The 18,914-nt window shown below is 68.0% G+C and carries 20 protein-coding genes; 11 read left to right on the top strand and 9 right to left on the bottom strand.

The genetic code is table 11. The annotated features are described in order from the left end of the window. Window positions 1–40 precede the first annotated feature (40 nt). Together ACXJKR_RS01735 and ACXJKR_RS01730 are read right to left on the bottom strand one after the other, a co-directional pair. Window positions 41–1,699 (bottom strand): ABC transporter ATP-binding protein/permease, encoded by a 1,659-nt coding sequence (locus ACXJKR_RS01735; protein WP_457320214.1) that lies wholly within the window; start codon window positions 1,697–1,699, stop codon window positions 41–43. A gap of 161 nt (window positions 1,700–1,860) precedes the next feature. Next, complete coding sequence (locus ACXJKR_RS01730; RefSeq protein ID WP_457320212.1) at window positions 1,861–2,289, bottom strand: BON domain-containing protein; 429 nt, start codon at window positions 2,287–2,289, stop codon at window positions 1,861–1,863. 194 nt (window positions 2,290–2,483) lie between these two features. Here ACXJKR_RS01730 and ACXJKR_RS01725 point away from each other — a divergent pair, with 194 nt between their 5' ends. Both ACXJKR_RS01725 and ACXJKR_RS01720 read left to right on the top strand, forming a co-directional pair. Then, complete coding sequence (locus ACXJKR_RS01725; RefSeq protein WP_457320211.1) at window positions 2,484–4,463, top strand: AsmA family protein; 1,980 nt, start codon at window positions 2,484–2,486, stop codon at window positions 4,461–4,463. A 33-nt stretch (window positions 4,464–4,496) separates the two neighbouring features. Beyond that, window positions 4,497–4,658 carry a DUF1328 domain-containing protein gene (locus ACXJKR_RS01720; RefSeq protein WP_082533043.1) on the top strand — a complete coding sequence of 54 codons (162 nt, stop codon included), beginning with the start codon at window positions 4,497–4,499 and terminating at the stop codon, window positions 4,656–4,658. A gap of 140 nt (window positions 4,659–4,798) precedes the next feature. Here the strand turns inward: ACXJKR_RS01720 and ACXJKR_RS01715 are convergent, their stop codons facing one another. Beyond that, window positions 4,799–5,269, bottom strand: coding sequence for a hypothetical protein (locus ACXJKR_RS01715; protein WP_457320209.1), 471 nt, complete (start codon window positions 5,267–5,269; stop codon window positions 4,799–4,801). A gap of 104 nt (window positions 5,270–5,373) precedes the next feature. Next, window positions 5,374–5,829: a MarR family winged helix-turn-helix transcriptional regulator gene (locus ACXJKR_RS01710; protein WP_056204720.1), complete on the bottom strand. Its 456-nt coding sequence runs from the start codon at window positions 5,827–5,829 to the stop codon at window positions 5,374–5,376. A 230-nt stretch (window positions 5,830–6,059) separates the two neighbouring features. On the opposite strand from ACXJKR_RS01710, the gene ACXJKR_RS01705 reads away from it, so the two are divergent. The 4 genes from ACXJKR_RS01705 to ACXJKR_RS01690 all read left to right on the top strand — a co-directional run bounded on the left by ACXJKR_RS01705 (window position 6,060) and on the right by ACXJKR_RS01690 (window position 11,963). Continuing rightward, window positions 6,060–7,307, top strand: coding sequence for an MFS transporter (locus tag ACXJKR_RS01705; RefSeq protein ID WP_457320207.1), 1,248 nt, complete (start codon window positions 6,060–6,062; stop codon window positions 7,305–7,307). A gap of 232 nt (window positions 7,308–7,539) precedes the next feature. Beyond that, the gene (locus ACXJKR_RS01700) at window positions 7,540–9,465 is read left to right on the top strand and encodes a TonB-dependent receptor plug domain-containing protein (RefSeq protein ID WP_457320205.1); all 1,926 of its coding nucleotides are present in this window, start codon (window positions 7,540–7,542) and stop codon (window positions 9,463–9,465) included. Beyond that, on the top strand, window positions 9,465–10,016 hold the full coding sequence (locus ACXJKR_RS01695; protein WP_457320203.1) for a YfiR family protein: 552 nt from the start codon (window positions 9,465–9,467) through the stop codon (window positions 10,014–10,016). The genes ACXJKR_RS01700 and ACXJKR_RS01695 overlap by 1 nt, the downstream gene beginning before the upstream one ends. Before the next feature lie 42 nt (window positions 10,017–10,058). Then, on the top strand, window positions 10,059–11,963 hold the full coding sequence (locus ACXJKR_RS01690; RefSeq protein ID WP_457320201.1) for an ATP-binding protein: 1,905 nt from the start codon (window positions 10,059–10,061) through the stop codon (window positions 11,961–11,963). Here ACXJKR_RS01690 and ACXJKR_RS01685 read toward each other — a convergent pair. Together ACXJKR_RS01685 and ACXJKR_RS01680 are read right to left on the bottom strand one after the other, a co-directional pair. Further along, the gene (locus ACXJKR_RS01685) at window positions 11,960–12,094 is read right to left on the bottom strand and encodes a hypothetical protein (protein WP_457320199.1); all 135 of its coding nucleotides are present in this window, start codon (window positions 12,092–12,094) and stop codon (window positions 11,960–11,962) included. The two genes, ACXJKR_RS01690 and ACXJKR_RS01685, sit on opposite strands and share 4 nt — an antisense overlap. A gap of 18 nt (window positions 12,095–12,112) precedes the next feature. Further along, window positions 12,113–13,114 (bottom strand): thioredoxin family protein, encoded by a 1,002-nt coding sequence (locus ACXJKR_RS01680; protein WP_056204731.1) that lies wholly within the window; start codon window positions 13,112–13,114, stop codon window positions 12,113–12,115. Between the two features lie 78 nt (window positions 13,115–13,192). On the opposite strand from ACXJKR_RS01680, the gene ACXJKR_RS01675 reads away from it, so the two are divergent. Continuing rightward, window positions 13,193–13,789 carry a TetR/AcrR family transcriptional regulator gene (locus ACXJKR_RS01675; RefSeq protein WP_457320197.1) on the top strand — a complete coding sequence of 199 codons (597 nt, stop codon included), beginning with the start codon at window positions 13,193–13,195 and terminating at the stop codon, window positions 13,787–13,789. A 19-nt stretch (window positions 13,790–13,808) separates the two neighbouring features. Further along, a complete protein-coding gene (locus ACXJKR_RS01670) occupies window positions 13,809–14,228 on the top strand; it encodes an organic hydroperoxide resistance protein (protein ID WP_457320195.1) in 420 nt (139 codons plus the stop codon). Here the strand turns inward: ACXJKR_RS01670 and ACXJKR_RS01665 are convergent. Beyond that, window positions 14,225–15,127, bottom strand: coding sequence for a LysR substrate-binding domain-containing protein (locus tag ACXJKR_RS01665; RefSeq protein WP_457320193.1), 903 nt, complete (start codon window positions 15,125–15,127; stop codon window positions 14,225–14,227). The genes ACXJKR_RS01670 and ACXJKR_RS01665 overlap by 4 nt on opposite strands. 99 nt (window positions 15,128–15,226) lie before the next feature. Between ACXJKR_RS01665 and ACXJKR_RS01660 the strand changes: the two genes are divergently transcribed. Genes ACXJKR_RS01660 through ACXJKR_RS01650 form a run of 3 tightly spaced genes read left to right on the top strand, consistent with a single transcriptional unit; the run spans window position 15,227 to window position 16,558 of the window. Next, the gene (locus tag ACXJKR_RS01660) at window positions 15,227–15,964 is read left to right on the top strand and encodes an SDR family NAD(P)-dependent oxidoreductase (RefSeq protein WP_457320191.1); all 738 of its coding nucleotides are present in this window, start codon (window positions 15,227–15,229) and stop codon (window positions 15,962–15,964) included. 4 nt (window positions 15,965–15,968) lie between these two features. Continuing rightward, entirely contained in the window at window positions 15,969–16,334 is a 366-nt protein-coding gene (locus ACXJKR_RS01655; RefSeq protein ID WP_457320189.1) for a nuclear transport factor 2 family protein, read from the top strand. Between the two features lie 2 nt (window positions 16,335–16,336). Continuing rightward, a complete protein-coding gene (locus ACXJKR_RS01650) occupies window positions 16,337–16,558 on the top strand; it encodes a tautomerase family protein (protein WP_056204744.1) in 222 nt (73 codons plus the stop codon). An 85-nt stretch (window positions 16,559–16,643) separates the two neighbouring features. Here ACXJKR_RS01650 and ACXJKR_RS01645 read toward each other — a convergent pair whose 3' ends face one another. After that, window positions 16,644–16,766 carry a hypothetical protein gene (locus ACXJKR_RS01645; protein ID WP_457320187.1) on the bottom strand — a complete coding sequence of 41 codons (123 nt, stop codon included), beginning with the start codon at window positions 16,764–16,766 and terminating at the stop codon, window positions 16,644–16,646. A 13-nt stretch (window positions 16,767–16,779) separates the two neighbouring features. Next, the coding region (locus ACXJKR_RS01640) for a TonB-dependent receptor domain-containing protein (protein WP_457320186.1) at window positions 16,780–18,914 on the bottom strand (2,135 nt) is incomplete at its 5' end.

The following is an 18,914-nucleotide window of genomic DNA, read 5'->3' as shown; positions in this document are numbered from 1 at the left end:
ATCGTAGCGACGATTTCCTACTCGACCCTTGCGCGAACCCTCACTTGTCCGGCTTGTCAGCTGGCCGGCGCGGCGTCTTCGCCAGCGTCCAGCGCCCGCCACCGGTCAGCTTCAGCACATGGCGGTGAAAGCCCGCCACGGCGGCGCGGTGGGCAATGCTGATCAGGGTGGTGCCGCGTTCGGCCAGCCGCTGGTACAGCCGCTTCTGGTTGGCGTCGTCCAGCGCGCTGGTGGCCTCATCCAGGATGGCCAGGCGCGGCGCATGCACCAGCAGGCGCGCGAATGCCAGGCGCTGCTGCTCGCCGCCGCTGAGCAGCTTTTCCCAGTCCTCGCTGCGGTCCAGGCCGCTGTCGCCTTCGGCGAGGTGGCGCAGCTGCACCTCGTCCAGCACCTTCAGCAGCGCTTCATCGTCGAGCTTGCTTTGCGTGCTGGGGTAGATGAGCTGGCTGCGCAGCGTGCCCACCTGCAGATAGGGCCGCTGCGGCAGGAAAAAGACATCCTCGCGCGGCGGGTGCAGTACCTGGCCGCTGCCCTGGGTCCACAGGCCAGCGATGGCGCGCAGCAGCGAGCTCTTGCCACAGCCACTGGCACCGGTGATCAACAGTGAGCCGCCTTCCGGCACGTGCAGGGAGAGCTTTTCGACCAGCACCCGGTCACTGCCCGGCGCGTGCACGGTGAGGTCCTTGATGTTCAGCTCGCKGCCTTCCTGGCGGTCGATGCCCGCCTCGGGCAGTGCCGCATCCAACACTTCGGTCATCACATGCAGGCGGTCGATGCCGGCAACGAAGCGCGAGAGGCTTTCGAAGTTGTCGATGATGAGGGACACCGCCCCCAGCACCGCCGCAAAGGCGCCACCGGCCTGCACGGCCTGGCCCACCTCGAGTCGCCCGCCGAGCACGTCAGCGGCCAGCACGACGCTGGGCACCAGCAGGCTCAGCTGGCTGAAGGCCCGCTGGAAAAGGTTGAGCCCGAACTGCGCGCGGATCAGCTTGCGTGTGTTCAGCAGCGTGGCGCGCAGGCGCTGCTGCAGCTGGTGGCGCTCCTGGTCTTCGCCGCCATAGAAGGCGATGGACTCGGCGTTCTCGCGCACGCGCATCAGCCGGAAGCGGAAGTCCGCCTCGCGCTTGAGCTGCCAGTAGTTGAGCCGGATCAGCGGCCGCCCGAACAGGCCGRGAGACAGCAGGGTGCCGGCCACTGCGTAGGCGACGAGGAAGCCCACCAACGAATGCGACAGCGACCACAGCACGGCACTGAAGGCCACCAGTTGCATCAGCGAGCCCAGCAGGATGAGCAGGAAGTGCAGCGACCGGCTGGTGAAGGTGTTGATGTCGTCGGCGATGCGCTGGTCCGGGTTGTCGATCTCGTCGCCGGCGATGTGAAAGTAACGGCGCTCGCGCAGATAGCCGTCCAGGAAGCGGTGGGTCAGCCAGCGCCGCCAGTCGTTGGCATAGGCGTCGCGGGCGTAGTAGTAGATGGCAAAGATAGGCACCGCGAAGGCCATGATCCACAGCATGGCGCGCACCGCGGCCCAGAAGCGCGGCTCGTCGCGCGCCGCCAGTGCCGAGGTCAGCTCGCCGGTCTGGTTGTTCAGCAACACGGCGAACTGCGTCTCGGCCAGCATCAGCACGATGAGCCCGACCAGAAAGGCCCAGGCCCAGACGCGCCGGTCGCCCACCCAATAGGGTTTGGCCACGGTCATGAAGCGTTTCAATGCAGAAACAGGGGCGGCCATGAGTAAGCGATTGCAGTTGTCTAGACAAGGCTATCGTTACGGCCGGCGGTGGACTGTCGGACGGCATGCCGACGCGGCCAAAGCAAAGGCGCCCTCGCGGGGCGCCTTTGCTTTGGCGAGTTGCAGGGTCAGCCGTTGCGGGTGACCACCAGCTGGTTGTTGACCTGCTTCACCCCGTCGATGGCCGCGGCCAGCGTCGTAGCGCGCTCGCGCGACCTCGGGTCGGGCGCCTGACCGGACAGCGTCACCTGCCCGTCACGGGTGTCGACATTGATCTGCGTGGCCTTCAGCTGGTCATCCACGGCCAGCGCGGCATTGACCTTGGCCGTGATGTTCATGTCTGAAGAAACGCGGGCTGTCGCATCCGCGGCCTCGCGCGCCGACATGCGGGCGTCGGCCAGGACTTCGCTGCCTTCGCGCTTGGCATCGGCCACGGCGTTGTCCGCGCGCTGGCCGGCGCTCAGTTCATCGTCGGGCTGCCGGCTGCAGGCGCCAAGCGCAGCGGCCATGGCGAGGGTGGCTAGCAGGGGCAGGCGGGCAGTGGTGTGCTGTTTCATTGGGGCGTCCTTTCCGGTGCGAGGCCATCAGGCCGGTTTTCATACTTTGGACGCCTCGGGCCGCGCCCGATTTCGGCCCAGGCGCCGATCGCCTGTCGGACCGAACCGACAGGCGCGTGTGTCAGCCAGCGTCCTACAGGCATGGGGCCCCCCGTCCCACGCCGGTCCCGGCAACCGGCCGCGAGCATGCCTTCATGAAAGTCGCCGTCACCATTGCCGGCGCCGTCGTGCTGGTCGTCATTGCCGTCGTGGGCATGGATCTGGCCGGCTGGCCCGGCCTCGCGCCCCGGCTGGCCGCCCAGGCCGAGCGCGGCCTGGACATGGACGCCGGTGCTCGGCTGCACCTATTGTGGAAACCTCGGCTTGAGGCCCCCCGGCTGCGCGTCAGCGGCACCCGCGGCGAGCCCCTGGCCGACGCCAAGGACGTGCTGCTGAACTGGCAATGGGGTGACATCTGGGCCTGGCGCCGCGGCGCACCGCTGCGGCTGCGCCTGGTACAGGCCGAGTCCTTGTCCCTGAACTGGCAGCGTGACGCCGCCGGCCGCACGGCCTGGCCGGTGCAACCCTCGGGCGCCCGCGATGAGCCGGCCGAGCTGCCGCAGATCGACCACCTCGTCGTCCGCCACGGCAGCGCCCAGCTGGACGATGCGCCGCTGCTGTTGGTCGGCGACGCCCGCTTCGCGACCCAGGCCGACGGTCAGTGGACGGCCGACTTGAAGGGCAAGTTGCGCGGCCAGCAACTCGCGCTGAAGGCCGAAGCCGGCGCCGGGCTGGCCCTGCTCGCGCCCGCCGACACCGGCCTGCCGCCGGTGCAGCTGCGTGCCGAACTGACCCAGCGTGACGGCCGCATCGCTTTCGCAGGCACGGCCGCATCGCTGCTCGACGCCCGCGCGCTGGACGGCCAGCTGCAGGTGCGCGGCAACTCGCTGGCCGACGTCGGCCGCCCTTTCGGCATCACCCTGCCCAGCACGCCGCCGCTGGAGCTCAGCGGGCGGCTGCAGCATGCCTCGGGCGTCTGGCAGCTGGGCGGTGCCCGTGCCCGCATCGGCAAGAGCCAACTGGCCGGCGATTTCAGCTTCGACACCCGCGAGAAGTCAACACGGCGCCCCATGCTCAGCGGCATGCTGCGTGGCGGCCCGCTGCGCCTGGCCGACTTAGGCCCAGCCGTCGGCGCGGATGCGCCACCCAGCCGCCCGGGTCGCGTGCTGCCCGACCGGCCGCTGGATCTGCCGTCGCTGAGCACGATGGACGCGCGCGTCGCCGTCGCGCTGACCCAGCTCGACCTCGGCAGCGCCAAGCTTGCGCCGCTGGCACCGGTGAATACCAGCGTGGTGCTGGAAGGCGGCGTGCTGACGCTGGAGAACTTCAATGCCGGCGTGGCCGGCGGCGAGCTGGCCGGCCGGCTGCGGCTGGACACGCGCCCCAGCCCGCCGCTGTGGCAGGTGCATGCCGACGTACGCGGCATGGCCATCGAGCAGTGGTTCAAGTTCCAGGCCAAGAGCCTGAGTGAACACCCCGTGACCGGCCGCATGCGCGCCGACATCGACGTGCAGGGCCACGGGGGCAGCACGGCCGCATTGCTGGCCAGCCTGAACGGGCCTATTCGCCTGCAGCTCGACAAGGGCAGCATTTCCCATCTGCTGACCGAAGCCACCGGGCTGGACCTGGCTCAAGGCCTGGGCATCCTGCTGCGCGGCGACAAGAACCTGGCGCTGAATTGCGCCCGCCTGGACGGCAATTTCAAGGCGGGTGTGCTGAGGCCACGCTCGGCCGTGGTGGACAACCGCGACAGCCGCATCGACATCGACGGCCGCATCAGCCTGGCCGACGAGACACTGGACCTGCGGGTGGTCGCCAGGCCCAAGGACTTCTCGTTGCTGACGCTGCGTTCACCGGTGCGCGTGCAGGGCACTTTGGGCGACCCGCGCATCGCCCTGGAGGGCAAGGCCCTGGGCGGCAAGGCCATTGCCGCCATCGCCCTGGGGGCGCTGGCGCCGCCGGCCGCCCTGTTGGCCTTCGTCGATCCCGGGGAGGACCTGCCACCCGTGAGCTGCGATGGACCGGCTGCGGCGCCACGTGCGGATGCGAGCGCCAAGCCGGCTGTAACCGCGTCGGCGGCTTCCTACCCGGCAGCGCGGCGGGGGCCGGCACCCCAGCACCAGCGCCAGCCCTAGATTAGCGATGCCAACAGTCCAAGGAGAAACCTCATGCTGCGTTACGCGATCATCTTCTTTGTTGTCGCCCTCGTGGCGGCCCTATTCGGCTTTGGTGGCATCGCCGCCAGCGCCGCAGGCATTGCCCAGCTGCTGTTTTACGGCTTCATCATCCTGGCCATCATCAGCCTGGTGGTGGGGCTGATGCGCAGATAGCGACTCCGTTCGTCCCCTGCGCGTGGCCCGCGTTCAGCTTCAAGAAGAAGCGCGACGCGGGCCACGCTTTTTGGTGCAGTTCCGACAGGCCTGCCACAAGCTGACAGGCTCGGAGCAAGGATCAATCAACGGTCAGGCGCTCAACGGCCGCGATGGGGCTGTTCCTGGACGGCGTCGAGGAACTCGCGCAGCGTCTCGCTGCAAGGCCCCTGGGGGCAGAGGAAGAGGCCTTCGGCCTCGGCGGGCACATCGGCCGCAAAGCCCAGCGTGCTCAGCGAATTCATCGCGTCGCCGCATAGCGCCACGGTGCGGCCGCAGCGCCAGGCCATCTTCAGCAGGGCTTGCAACTTGGCGCAGCCGGTTGGTGCGGCCCAGGCGTCGGAGTTCAGCACGATGAGGCCGTCGGCCCAATCCGCCTCGACGGGCGGCTCGCCGAACTCGTCGTCCAGGCGCCAGTCCAGGCGATGCACGCTGCTGTTTGCCGCCAGCACCGCCAGGTCGGCTTCGCAAGCCTGCATCACATCGGCCGTACCGACCACGCAGATCAGCACATCCGCCGCCTGCGAAGGTGCTGTTTCCAGCCGGGGCGGGCTGTCCATCATCGTGTCCATGATTGCATCTCCGCAAATCGGGATGCTTCACTCTCGCGCGGCCACCTCTGCACCCGCGTGAGCCTGCGGCGCGACGCCGTGTAGGACGGCGCGCCAGGCCCGCCTCAGTCCCCCAGGCGACGCTCCAGCATCGCATCGACGCTGTCGGCCAGGCGGCTCAGCAGCCCGCCGAGCACCGCCACCTCCTCGGCGCTGAAGCCCTGCAGCGCCTCCGCGCTCAACGCCTGCATGACGCCGCGCGCCTTGGGCATGCGCTCGCGGCAGGCGGTCGTCAGCGAGATGAGGCGGCTGCGGCCGTCCTCGGGGTCGGGCACTCGCTCGACGAGGCCGTCTCTTTCCATGCGCGCCAGCAGCTGGGCCATGCTGGGTTGCTCCACATGGGCCAGCCGCGCCAGTTCTGCCTGGGAGCGCGGCTTGCCGTCCTTCAGCGCCATCAGCACCGGCAGCTGGCCCAGCGCAAAGCCCTGCTCGCGCAGCAATTGGTCGGCCATGCGCTGGAAACCGCGGTGGACATGGCCGATCAGCTTCAGCGGCGGTTGGGGTTCTCGAGGCTCGGGCATGGACGCACAGAAAGGACTGATGAACGGTCCTTGACTTTACATAGGCGCCTATCTTAATATGAATAGGCTCCTATGCAGCGAGCTCAGCGTCTCATCCTGCTCCAGTCTCTGCTGCCATGTCCGGGCACGCCCTCGCGCACACTGCGTGGCAGTCCCAACGCCGCCATCGAGCGGCACGCCAGCGCCCAACATCCCCCCATCAGGCCCCGCGCCTGCCACCGCCGCCGCCCATGCCCGAAGCCACCGCTCCAGCCACTGCCCCGCCGCTCGCCTTCACTCCCTACCAGCGCTTTGCCACCGGCCTGCTGACACTGCTGCAGTTCGCCGTCATCCTGGACTTCATGATCATGTCGCCGCTCGGCGCCATGATCATGCCGGCCATGTCGATGACGGCCCAGCAGTTCGGCCTGGTCGTGTCGGCCTATGCCTTCAGCGCCGGCATCTCCGGCCTGCTGACGGCAGGCTTTGCCGACCGCTTCGACCGCAAGAAACTGCTGCTGTTCTTCTACGGCGGGTTTCTGCTCGGCACGCTGTGGTGCGGCCTGGCCACCAGCTTCGAGTCGCTGCTGATGGCGCGCATCGTCACCGGGCTGTTCGGCGGTGTCATCGGCTCCATCGTCATGGCCATCGCCGCCGACCTCTTCGAGCCGGCACTGCGTGGGCGCGTCATGGGCCTGCTGCAAGGCGGCTTTGCGGCCAGCCAGGTGCTGGGCCTGCCTTTCGGCCTCTACCTCGCCACGCACTGGGACTGGCACGCGCCCTTCATGGCATTGGTGGCCTTCGGAGCAGTCGGCGGCCTGCTGATCGCCTGGCGCATGAAGCCGGTGGATGCCCACTTGAAGCTGCAGAGCGACCGCAGCGCCTTCGCCCACCTCTGGCACACCGTCGCCAAGGCCCGCCATGTGCACGCCTTCGTCATCACGGCGCTGCTGACGACCGGCGGCTTCATGATCATGCCGTTCGCCAGCGCCTTCTCGGTGAACAACGTCGGCATCGACCTGCAGCACCTGCCCATGGTCTACCTGGTCACCGGCATCAGCACGATGTTCGTCGCACCGCTGGTGGGCCGCCTCGTCGATCGCTTCGGCCCATTGCCGGTGTTCTTCACGGGCAGTGCCATCACCATCGTGATGGTGGCGATCTACACGCGGCTGGGTCCGTCATCGCTGACGACGCTGGTCGTCGTCAACGTCATCCTCTTCGCCGGCATCTTCTCGCGCATGGTGCCCTGGCAGGTTGTCGTCACCGGCATCCCCGCGCCGGAGCAGCGCGGCGCCTTCACGGCCATCAATGCCGCGTTGCAGCAGCTGGCTGGCGGCCTGGCGGCGCTGGTGTCCGGCCATATCGTGAGCATTGGCACCGACGGCAAGCTGGAGCACTTTCCGTGGGTCGGCAACGTGCTGATCGGCACGACGCTGATCGTCTGTGTGCTGCTGTGGCAGTTGCAGAAGAACGTGCCCAGGAAAAGTCCACGCTGACGAGCAGGCCGCGCCCCCCCGGCCCGGCGGCCAGGCGGCCAGGCGGATGCTGGCGCCATTGCGCGCTGCCACTCACCCGACGTGCCCGAATCCCGGCGCAGGCACGCAGCGCCCCTGAAACGAGGCGTTTGTCACGGGTTGCCGTCTGGTGCCACATGCGGGCCGATGTCGCGTTGCCGCCATCCGGTCGCTGCGTTATCGTCGAGCGACCGGGTCACCGTTGGGAGGGTGCATGGGGCAGCCACAAAGCCGGGCATGTTGCATTGCAGCAGCCGCGCTATGGGCGGCGCCCGCGGCGGCCCAGGCCCCTCTGGTCGACCTCAGCCTGGAAGAGCTCGGTAACGTCACCATCACCTCCACTGCCAAGCGTGAACAGCGCCTGGGGGATGCGGCGGCCTCACTCTTTGTCATCACCGCCGACGACATCCGCCGCGCCGGCGTGACCCGCCTGCCCGAGGCCCTGCGCCTGGCGCCGAATCTGCACGTCGCCGAAACCTCGAGCGGCGACTATTCGATCAGTGCACGCGGCTTCAATGCCGGCTCGGCCAACAAGTTGCTCGTCCTTATCGACGGGCGCTCGGTCTACACGCCGCTGTTTGCCGGCGTGTTCTGGGACGTGCAGGACGTGGCACTGGAAGACATCGATCGCATCGAGATCAGCAGCGGCCCCGGCAGCACGCTGTGGGGCGTCAACGCCGTCAACGGCGTCATCAACATCATCACGCGCAGTGCCTCGGCCACGCGCGGCAGCCTGGTATCGGCGGCGGCGGGCAGCCACGAGCGCGACACGGTGCTGCGCCATGGCTGGTCGCTGGGCGACGGCGGCGACATGCGCCTGTACCTCAAGCACACCAGCCAAGGCCGCACCGAAACGGCGGCGGGCACGCCCGTGGAGGATGCGGGCCACATGCTCAGGGGCGGCTTTCGCGCCGACTGGGGCCGCGGCAACGATCGCGTCACACTGCAGGGCAATGCCTATCGCGGCAACCACGGCCAGCCGCGGCCGGGCAGCATCGACGTCACAGGCGTGAACTTCGCGCTGGACACCATCCGGCTCTCCGGTGCCAACCTGCTGGCGCGCTGGGATGGGCCGGTCGGCGGCGGCGAACTCAGCGTGCAGGGCTATCTGGACCGTACCGTGCGCGTGAACCCGCCCACCTTCGACGAGACGCTGGAGATCGCCGATTTCGAAGTGCAGTACACGTTGCGGCCCACGCCTGACCACACCGTCGTGCTGGGCGCCAACCATCGCCGCTCGCAGGACCGCGTCGGCCACGGCGCGCCTGAGTTCGCCTTCCTGCCCGAGCGACTGAACCAGGCCTGGACCAGCCTGTTTGTTCAGGACGAGGTCGCGGTTGCCGAGGGCCTGCGCGTGACACTCGGTGCGCGTGTCGAACGCAATGACTACACGGGCAACGAGTTCCTGCCCAATCTGCGCCTGGCATGGAAGCCTTCGCCCGGCCAGCTTTGGTGGGCTTCGGCCGCGCACACGGTGCGCGCGCCCTCGCGGCTGGACCGCGACATCTACATCCCTGCCCAGCCGCCTTTCATCCTCGACGGCGGCGCGGGCTTTCGCGCCGAGACGGCCAATGTGCTGGAGCTCGGCTACCGCGGCCAGCCACTGCCCGCACTGACGCTGTCGGCCACGGCCTTTCATGGCAACTACGACCATCTGCGCACCCAGGAGCTGGCGCCCAGCGGCACGTCGGTCTATTTCGGCAACGGCATGAAAGGCCGCGTCAGCGGCCTGGAGGCCTGGGGCAGCCTGCAGGCTGCGTCCTGGCTGCGCCTGCACGGCGGCGTCACGCTGCTGAGGCCGCACCTGCAGCTCAAGCCGGGCAGCATCGACACCGCCGACTCCGTGGCCGCCGCCGCCGGCGCCATGCCACGCCAGCTGTGGCGGCTGCGTGCGGCCTTCAACCTGCCCAGCGATGCCGAACTGGACCTCATGCTGCGCCATGTCGGCGCCCTGAGCGCGCCAGACGTGCCGGCCTACACGGCCGTGGACCTGCGCCTGGGCCGGCGCATCGGCCCGGATGTCGACCTCGCGCTGGTGGCCCAGAACCTGTTCGGCAGCCACGGCGAGTTCACCGCCATCCAAACCCGCACCGAGTTCGGCCGCAACCTCATGCTCCAGATGCGCATGCGCTTCTTCTGATGAAGGCCGTCCGCCTCGCCCGCCGAACGCTGCTGCTCGCGGCGTTGGCCATCGCGGGCGGCGCGCGTGCGGGCGACGATGACGGCATGGCCGAATACCAGGTCAAGGCCGCCTTCGTCTGCAAGTTCGGCAACTACATCGACTGGCCACCGCAGTCGCTGGGCCCGGTGGGCGAGCCGTTTCGCATCGGCGTGCTGGCCAGCGAGGCGGTCGTCGAGGAGTTCCGCCGCACCGCCACGGCCACCTCCGTGGCCGGGCGGCCCGTCGAGGTGCGCCGGCTCGTGCGCGGCGAAGTGCCAGAGGGCGTCCACGCCCTCTTCGTTTCGCGCGGCATGGTCTCCTACACACCCAACCTGCTCGCGGCCGTACAAGGGAGGCCAGTCCTCACAGTCACCGAGTTTGACCCCGGCGGCGCAATGGGCATGATCAATTTCGTCGTCATCGACGACAAGGTGCGTTTTGACATCCTGTTGCCGCCCGCCACGCAAAGCGGCCTCAAGATCAGCGTGCGCCTGCTCGGCGTCGCGCGTCGGGTTGAAGGCAAGTCATAGATGTTCAGGCTCTCACTCCAACGGAGACTGCTCGGCGTCACGATGTTGACGGCCCTGGTCGCGTTGCTTGTCGCGCTGGGCGCGATGGTGGCCTATGACCTGAAGTCCTATCACGAAGGCTGGGTGGCTGATCTCAAGGCCCAGGCCGAGTTGCTCGGCCATTCGACGGCGCCGGCGCTGGAGTTCGACGACGTCAAGGTGGCCAGCGAGAACCTTGCGCTGCTGCGCCTGCAGCCGCGCGTGCGTGCCGCCGCCATCTACGGCGCCCAGGGCGAGCGCTTCGCCTCATACACGGCCGCGGGCGCCGACGCGCCGCTGCCCGCGCATGCTGAAAAGCAGGGCGTGCACCGTGCCGACCGCGACATCGCCGTCGCCCTGCCCATCGTGCAGGATGGGCGCGCTATCGGCAGCGTCTATCTGCGCGCCGAGTACGCGCTGCATGACCGCGTGCTGACCTATCTCGGCATCGCCGCGGTGGTCGCCCTGGCCGCGCTGGGCATCGCTTTCCTGTTTTCTATGCGGCTGCAGCGCGCCGTGGTGCAGCCCATCCTCGCCATCAGCGATGTGGCCCGCGACGTCATGCAGCGCCAGGACTATTCGCGCCGGGCCGCCAAGATGACCGACGATGAGGTCGGCGTGCTGGCCGATTCCTTCAACGGCATGCTGGGTGAGATCGAGAAGCACGCCCAGGAAGTCATGCGGCTCAACGAGCAGCTGGAAGCCCGCGTGCACGAGCGCACCGCCCAGCTCGAGACCTCCAATGAGGACTTGCGGCTCGCCACCGCCTTGGCCGAGAAGRCCAACCGCGCGAAGTCGGAATTCCTGTCCAGCATGAGCCACGAGCTGCGCACGCCGCTGAACGCCATCATCGGTTTCGGCCAACTGCTGGGCACCAACATCGCTGACGCCAAGCCCGAGCGGCGCCAGGAGTTCGTCGACCACATCGTCGGCGCCGGCAAGCATCTGCTGACGCTCATCAACGAGATCCTCAACCTCGCGCGCATCGAGAGCGGTCATGTGGAGTTGTCCGTCGAGCCGGTACCGCTGGACGATGTGCTGGCGGAATGCCGCAAGATGATCGAGCCGATGGCCAGCCAGCGCGCCATCGCCACCCAGTTCGTCAACAGCAGCGGCTGCGTGGCGCTGGCCGACCGCATGCGGCTCAAGCAGGTGGTGCTCAACCTCGTCAGCAACGCCATCAAGTACAACCGCCCCGGCGGCTCGGTGCGCGTGGACTGCGACCGGTTCGATGCCGGGCATGTGCGCATCTCGGTGAAGGACACCGGCGCCGGGCTCAAGCCCGAGCAGGTCGAAGCGCTGTTCCAGCCCTTCAACCGCCTCGGCCAGGAGGGCGGCCCCGAGCAGGGCACCGGCATCGGCCTGGTCGTCACCCAGCGCCTGGTCGAGCTGATGGGCGGCCAGATCGGCGTGCACAGCGTGCCCGGCGAAGGCAGCGTGTTCTGGGTCGACCTGCGGGCCAGCGAACTCCCCGCTGTGCCGCACGCCGAAACCGACTGGGGCGACCTGACCAGCCTGACGGCGGCGCCGCGTGAGGGCGAGGCGCCAGCCACCGTGCTCTATGTGGAAGACAACCCCGCCAGCCGCCAGCTCGTCGAGGAACTGCTGGCCGCACGCGGCGACATCCGGCTGCTGACGGCGCCCGACGGCCAGCGCGGGGTCGAGATGGCCCGGCAATACGTGCCCGACGTCATCCTGATGGACAACAACATGCCGCGCATGACCGGGCGCGAGGCCCAGTCCATCCTGCACATGGACCCGCGCACAGCCCATATCCCCATCATCGCGCTGACCGCCAACGCCATGCCCGATGCCGCGGTGGCGGGCCTGGCCGCAGGCTTCTTCCGCTACCTGACCAAGCCGCTGGAGCCGCGGCGGCTGCTGGAGGCGCTGGACAGCGCGCTGGCCACCGCGCGGGCGCGACGCTAGACGGCTGCCGCGGGTTTCTGCTGCTGATCGCGAAAGCGCCGCTGAGCCAGCACCAGCATGCGGGCGAAGGAGACGACCGGGCGCGGCAGCGGCTGCGGCCGCGGAAGCGTGGGCAGGGGCAAGGTGTTCATCTGAAGTCCTCAGTGAAGTCAACCGAAGGTGAAGGCATAGGCGCGGGCGCCGGGTGCATCGAAGCGGATCTCGAAAGTGCGTGCGCGCACCGGGCCTCGCTGGCGCACCAGCTGATAGAGGCGCTCGCCACTGGCCAGGCCGCGGCCGTCGGCGCCCACGTCCAGGCCCGCGTCGGTGCCAGGCGGCTGGCCGTCGAGGGTGATGCGGAATGGCAGAGGCTTGCCGTCAGTTGCGGGACCAAGCACGAGGTGCAGGTCGCGCGCTTGAAAGCGCAGCGCCACGCTGCCGCTGTCGCCCGACAGCTCGGCGTACTCGGGGCGCACGGTCCAGTCGCCGGCCAGCGACCACTCATTGAGCCGGGGGGTGCCACCGGCATAGCGCTTGAGGCGGTCGGGCAGGATGCCGCGGGCTGCACCGTGCCCATGGCCGAGATAGGTCTCGGGTGAGCGCACGTTGGCGATGTCGGGCGCCAGGCCGATGCCGGTCGCCGCAACCTGGGCCATGCCCGCCTCCGGCGCCTTGCCAGCCTCGCGCAGCAGCTCGCGGATGACCCGCTCGGCGCGCTCATAGTCGCCCTCGCCGAGCTGCTGGTGGCGCACGCGGCCCTGGGCGTCAACGAAATACAGCGCGGGCCAGGCCTGGTTGCCAAAGGCGCGCCAGATGGTGAAGTCGTTGTCGAGCACGATGGGGTAGTCGAGCTTTCCTTCCATCGCGGCCTGGCGCACGCGCTTCACATCGCGCTCGAAGCCGAACTCCGGCGCATGCACGCCGACGACGACCAGGCCCTGGGGGCCGTATTTCTGCGACCAGGCGCGCAAGTACGGCAGGGTGCGCTGGCAGTTGATGCAGGAATAGGTCCAGAAGTCGACCAGCACGACCTTGCCGCGCAGGCCGGCGAGTGCCAGCGGCGGTGAGTTGATCCATTCGCCGCCACCGTCCAGGCGCGGGTCGGCCGAGGCGTGAGCGGTCATGAACAGGGCGAGCGCGGCGGCGACGGAGAGCCTTCTGGCGAAGTTCATGACGTGGAACTGCGGGTTGCGAAATCGATGGCGTTCATTATTATTGACCGATCGTTCAAAAACAAGTCCAATTCATTCATGGCAAGACCTTCCGAATTCGACAGGGACGAAGTCCTCCACCGCGCGATGGAGGTGTTCTGGTGCCAGGGCTTCGAGGCGACGGGTATGCCCCACCTCGTCGAGGCCATGGGCATCGGCCGTCAARGCCTCTACAACGCCTTCGAGAGCAAGCGCGGCCTCTTCCTGGAGGCCCTGCGCCTTTACCAGGCCGAGCGCGCCAAATCGCTGCAGAAGGTGCTGGCATCCGCGCCCTCGCCGCTGGCCGGCATCGAAACGCTGCTGACGTCCATTGCGTCCTCGAGTGGCGTGGCACGCACGCGCGGCTGCATGTCGGTCAACACGGCCGCCGAGATCGGCACCAGCGACGAAGAGGTCGCGGCCATCCTGCGCGAGGGCGCCAGGCGCTCCAAGGCCGACGTCGCCGCCGCGCTGGCGCAGGCCAAGGCGCAGGACGAGCTGCCGCCCACGCTGGATGAGACCGCGGCCGCCGACTTCGTGCTGACCGTCATGCGCGGCCTGCGCCTGAGCGCCAAGGCCGGTGCCCCCGTCACCGAGACCCGCAATGTCGTGCGCCTGGCCCTCGTGGCCCTGCGCCATTTCCACGCCGAAACCTGACCCACGAGGAGCCCACACCATGCGCGCCATCGAGAAAGTCGTCTACACCGCCCACACCCACACCGCCGGAGGCCGCGAGGGCTGGGGCAAGTCCAGCGACGGCGAACTGGACGTCAAGCTCAGCCCGCCCGGGTCGAACAAGCCGGGCACCAATCCCGAACAGCTCTTCGGCATCGGCTACTCGGCCTGCTTCATGGGCGCGATGCGGCGCGCCGGCGCGCCGCTGGGCATCCGCGTGCCGGACGAGGTCAGCATCGATGCTGATGTGTCTCTCGGCACCACGGCCGACCAGGGCTTTGCGCTGGCGGTCAAGCTGACCGTCAACCTGCCCGGCCTCGATGCCGAGCAGAAGAAACAGCTCRTCGACGGCGCCCACCAGCTCTGCCCCTACTCCCATGCGACGCGAGGCAACATCGACGTGCGCTTTGAAATTMTCTAGGTCGCCAGCAAGAAGTCGACAAAGCACCTCACCCGCAGCGGCACATGCCGCTGATGCGGGTAGAGCAAGTTGAAGGGTCGCGAGCGGCCGCCGAAGGGCTTCAGCAGCTCGACGAGGCGGCCCTGGCGCAGCTCTTCCTCCACCGTGAAGCGATAGGCCTGGAAGATGCCGGCACCGTGCCGCGCGAGTGTCACGCCAGCCAGCACGTCGTCGGAGCAACTGGTGCCGCCTGCGGTCTGGCGTTCGACGTCATGCGCCCCCTCCCGGAACAGCCAGGGGATGGTGCGGCCACTGCTGGGCAGCTCGAACTGGATGCAGTCATGCTGCGCCAGCTCGTCGAGTGACTGCGGCTCGCCGCGGCGGCGCAGGTAGTCGGGCGCGGCAACGAGCAACAGCTCGGCGTCCTCCAGGTGCCGGGCGATCAACGTCGAGTCGGCTGGCGCGCGCACGCGCACGGCGAGGTCATAGCCCTCGGCCGCGAAGTCGATGTTGCGGTTGCTGACGTGCACATCCACGCGGATCTCCGGGTAGCGCTCGCGGAAGGCCGGCAGGCGCGGCAGCAGGCGGTGGTGGCCATAGGTCGTCGGCACGCTGATGCGCAGCAGGCCGCTCGGCGCCGCCTGCCGGCCGCTGACCTCGCGCTCGGCCTCCATCAGCTGGTTCAGCACCTGGCGGCATTGCTCGTAATAGGCCTGGCCCGCGTCGGTGAGGCGGATCTGCCGCGTCGTGCGCACGAACAGGCGCACGCCCAACCTCTCTTCGAGGCGCGCCACCGTGCGGCTGACGGCCGCCGGCGTCACGCCCGCCGCCGTAGCCGCCGCCGTGAAGCCACCCAGCTCCGCCGCCGCGCAGAAGAGCTCCAGGCTGCCCAGCATCAGGTCGTCGAATTGCCGATTCATGCCATCACATCATGTAAATACTGAAGTGGCCAGGATCTTATTTATTGATCACGACGTCGCCAATAGATTTGAGTCCATCGCAACCCAATGGAGTCATCCATGAACCACTCTCCTCGCACCGTCATCGTCACCGGCGCCTCCAGCGGCATCGGTCTGGCCATCGCTGCCGCCTTCCTGAAGCAGGGCGACAACGTCGTCGCCAACGGCCGCAATGCCGAGCGCCTGCGGCAGGCCGCCGTCGAACTCGGCAAGCCCGACAACCTGCTCACCGTCGCCGGCGACGTGGCCGACCCGGCCACCGGCACCCGCCTCGTACAGGCGGCCATCGAACGCTTCGGCCGCGTCGACGTGCTCGTCAACAACGCCGGCATCTTCAACGCCAAGCCCTTTGTCGACTACACGCCGGCCGAGCTGGATGCCCTCGTCGACACCAACCTCAAGGGCTTTGTCTACCCGTCGCAGGCCGCGGCCCGCCACATGGTGGAGCGCAAGGCCGGCCACATCATCAACATCACGGCCGCCATCGCGTCGCAACCCATCCAGGGCGTGCCAGCGGTGTTGCCGGTGCTGATCAAGGGCGGCATCAACCACGCCACCCGAGCCCTGGCGCTGGAGCTGGCACCGCACAACGTGCAGGTGGCCGCCGTTGCACCCGGCATCGTCGACACGCCGATGTACACGGCCGACATGCATGGCTTTTTGAACACGCTGCAGCCGGCCGGCCGCATCGCGACCGTGCAGGAGATTGCCGATGCGGTGCTCTATCTCGCCGGCGCGGCCTTCACGACCGGCGTCGTGCTGCCCGTGGATGGCGGCATGAGCTCCGGCAAGTGGTGATGCCATGACCGACCGCGAAGAACTGCTGGCGCTGCTGCAGCGCTATTTCGACGGCCTCTACCGTGGCGATGTGGATCTGCTCGCACAGGTCTTCCACCCGCAGGCGCGGCTCTACGGCGAGGTCAGCGGCCAGGTGCTGCTGCGCGACGTCGAGCCCTATCTGCAGGTGGTGGCCAAGCGGGCCAGCCCGCAAAGCCAGGGCGAGACCCAGCGCATGCAATTGCAGGCCCTGCGCATCGACGGCTCGGTCGCGCTGGCGACGGCGCGCTGCCAGATGCTGGGCTTCGACTACCTGGACCAGCTCAGCCTGCTCAAGGATGGCGGCCGCTGGTCCATCGTTGCCAAGCTCTACACCCATCAGGAGACCTGACCGTGCCCTACATCCGCATCGAGATCACCCGCGAAGGCGTGACGCTGGATCAGAAGAAGCAATTGATTGCCGAGGCGACCGACCTGATGGTCCGCGTGCTGAACAAGGACCCGGCGGCCACCTTCGTCGTCATCGACGAGGTCGACACCGACAACTGGGGCGTTGCCGGCCGCACCGTCACCGAGCTCCGGCACGAGCGGGCGGCGGTGCCAATAAAAAGATGAGGGCGCTCGCCATCGGCCGGCGAGGACCCTCATCGAAACACCAGCGGGCCACACCCGGACCGCTGGCGGAGACACAGGCGATGAATCAGAAGCTGGCGCGCAGACCCACCTGGCAAGTGCGACCCGGCTCGTAGATCGCGTACGGCGCGTTGGCCAACTGGAAGCTGGTGCGCTGCGAGGCGCGGGTCAGGTGGACGACGCCGAACATGGCCTGCCTCTGGTCAGAACTTCATCTGAGCGGTCAGCTGATAGGTACGGCCCGGATCCCAGTAGCCACGCACGGCGAGCTCTTCCTGGATGTAGGACTTCTGCGTGGCCTTGTTCAGGTTGGCAACGTCAAAGTTGAGCGACACGCCCTGCTTCCACCCCACCCAGTCGCCGATTTCGAGACGGGTCGAGAGGTCCGCCTGGTAGTAGGCCTTGTTGTACTTGAACATGGTGCCTGCCGGGATGGAATCCGTGTTCTTCGACTCAAACGGGGTGCGGGCCTGGTAGCTGTTGCTCAGGCGGATGGAGCCGCGGCTGTTTTCGAAGTACACGGTCAGGTTGGCCGTATAGGGCGCCGCGCCAATCGGCACCTGGCCGCTGGTGCCTGCATCCTGCTTGGTGCGGGTGTAGTTGGCGTAGAAGCCGAAGCCGTTGATCGGCAGGAAGCGGTCCAGCGACTGCGCCCAGCTCAACTCCCAGCCCTTGAGCTTCATGATGTCTTCCGTGTTGAGCGGCTGCGACAGCGGAATGTTGAACTTGTCGGGGCCGCCGGCCGCAGTCACCGCCAGGTCGATCGCGCTGCCCGCTGCGTACTGCAGCGAGTCGGCACCGAACTCTTGGCGGATCTGCGACAGCGTCATCTGGCGCACGACAGTGCGCGGGAAGTTCTTGATCTTCTTTTCGAAATAGGCCGCCGCGACATAGCTGCCCTTCTTGTCCGTGTACCACTCCCATCCAAAGTCCAGGTTCTTGGACTCGAAGGGCTTCAGCCCCGGGTTGGTGGCGGTGGCGTTGGACAGGGCCACATCATTGGACGTCGCCCTCAGCGGCTGCAGCGCCTTGGGGTCAGCACGGGTGATGGCCTTCGAAGCCGCCGCGCGGACGATCATGTCGTCAGCCAAGTTGTACGCCAGCGTGCCGCTGGGCAGGGTGTTGCTGTAGGAAGTCTGGCCCGTCGTCTCCGTGACCAGGTTCGGGTACAGGCCGCCGTTGGCCAGGCCTGCATTGCGCGGATCGGCCACGTTGCCCGTGTATGCGCCGACGCTCTGCGAGGTGCGCGTGCGGCGCAGGCCCGCGTCATAGCGCAGCAGGCGGTCGAAGACGCGCGCCTGGCCGGACACCTCGATGTAGTTGCCGAAGACGTTTTCACCGAAGTCCTGCGGAGACGCACCGCTGAGGGCGTTGCTGCCCGCGAGCTGGACCATGCCGGCGGTGATGCTGTCGTAGCTGGTGGCCCTAGCGAAGCGGCTCCAGTCAATCGTGACGAAGCCGTTGGGGCCGGGCACCAGGTACTGGGAAATGTCCGGCACGGCCGAGCCCTGATAGGCCAGCGCGGGCCCGCCAGCCGTCGCGCCCTGGCCGTAGCCAGGGTATTGCGTCGCCGGGTTGGCCGTGATCGGAATGATCGCGCAGCCATTCGGGTTGGTGTTGTTGGGCGCGTACATGCGCACGTTCAGGTTGCCGCCGCAGACGACGTTCTGCAGACGGCCATCGTCGTTGAACGGCGTGATCAGGCGGTGGTAGGTGTCATAGGCCATGCCACCCTTGAGGGTCAGGCTCTCGTCACCCCAGGCCAGATTCCAGCGTGCACCCCTCGTCTTGATCTCACGGTCCTCACGATTGACGCTGATCTGGGCGCCCGTCGCGTTGCCGTGGTGATCCCAGGTGTAGCCGGCCGGGCTGTTCGGGTCGAAGCCGTTGGGCGTGTAGACCGGGAAATTGGCGTTGGCGCCGATCTTCACCGTGAACGGCTTGGCCGCGTCGGTCGGGACCAGGAGCGTGGGCGCGGTGCGGCTGAATTTGCTGCTGGCCTGATTGGCCTGCGCGTCCAGCGTCCACTTGTCGGAGATGCGCCATTCGAAGCCCGGGTTCACGGACGTGAAGCTGCTCCTCTCGTCCATGCGGCGGTATTCAAGGAAACCGGTACCGTTGAGGAGGGTGCCCCCCGTCACGAAGCAGTAGACCGCGCAGTCGCTGCGGTCATAGCTCATTGCCGAAGGGATGACGGCGCTGTTGCGGACGTTGATGTCGAAGTCGACACGCTCCTGCTTGCTGGTCTTGCTGCCAGTCAGCAAATCAAGGTAGGCGTCGAAATCTGCAGTCGGGCGGAACTCGAAGCTCAGCAGGCCATTGGCACGGTTGCGCTCAC

Source organism: Roseateles sp. P5_E11 (assembly GCF_054049355.1).
Note: the sequence above shows the minus strand (reverse complement) of the source record. Positions and strands in the feature narration are given on the sequence as shown.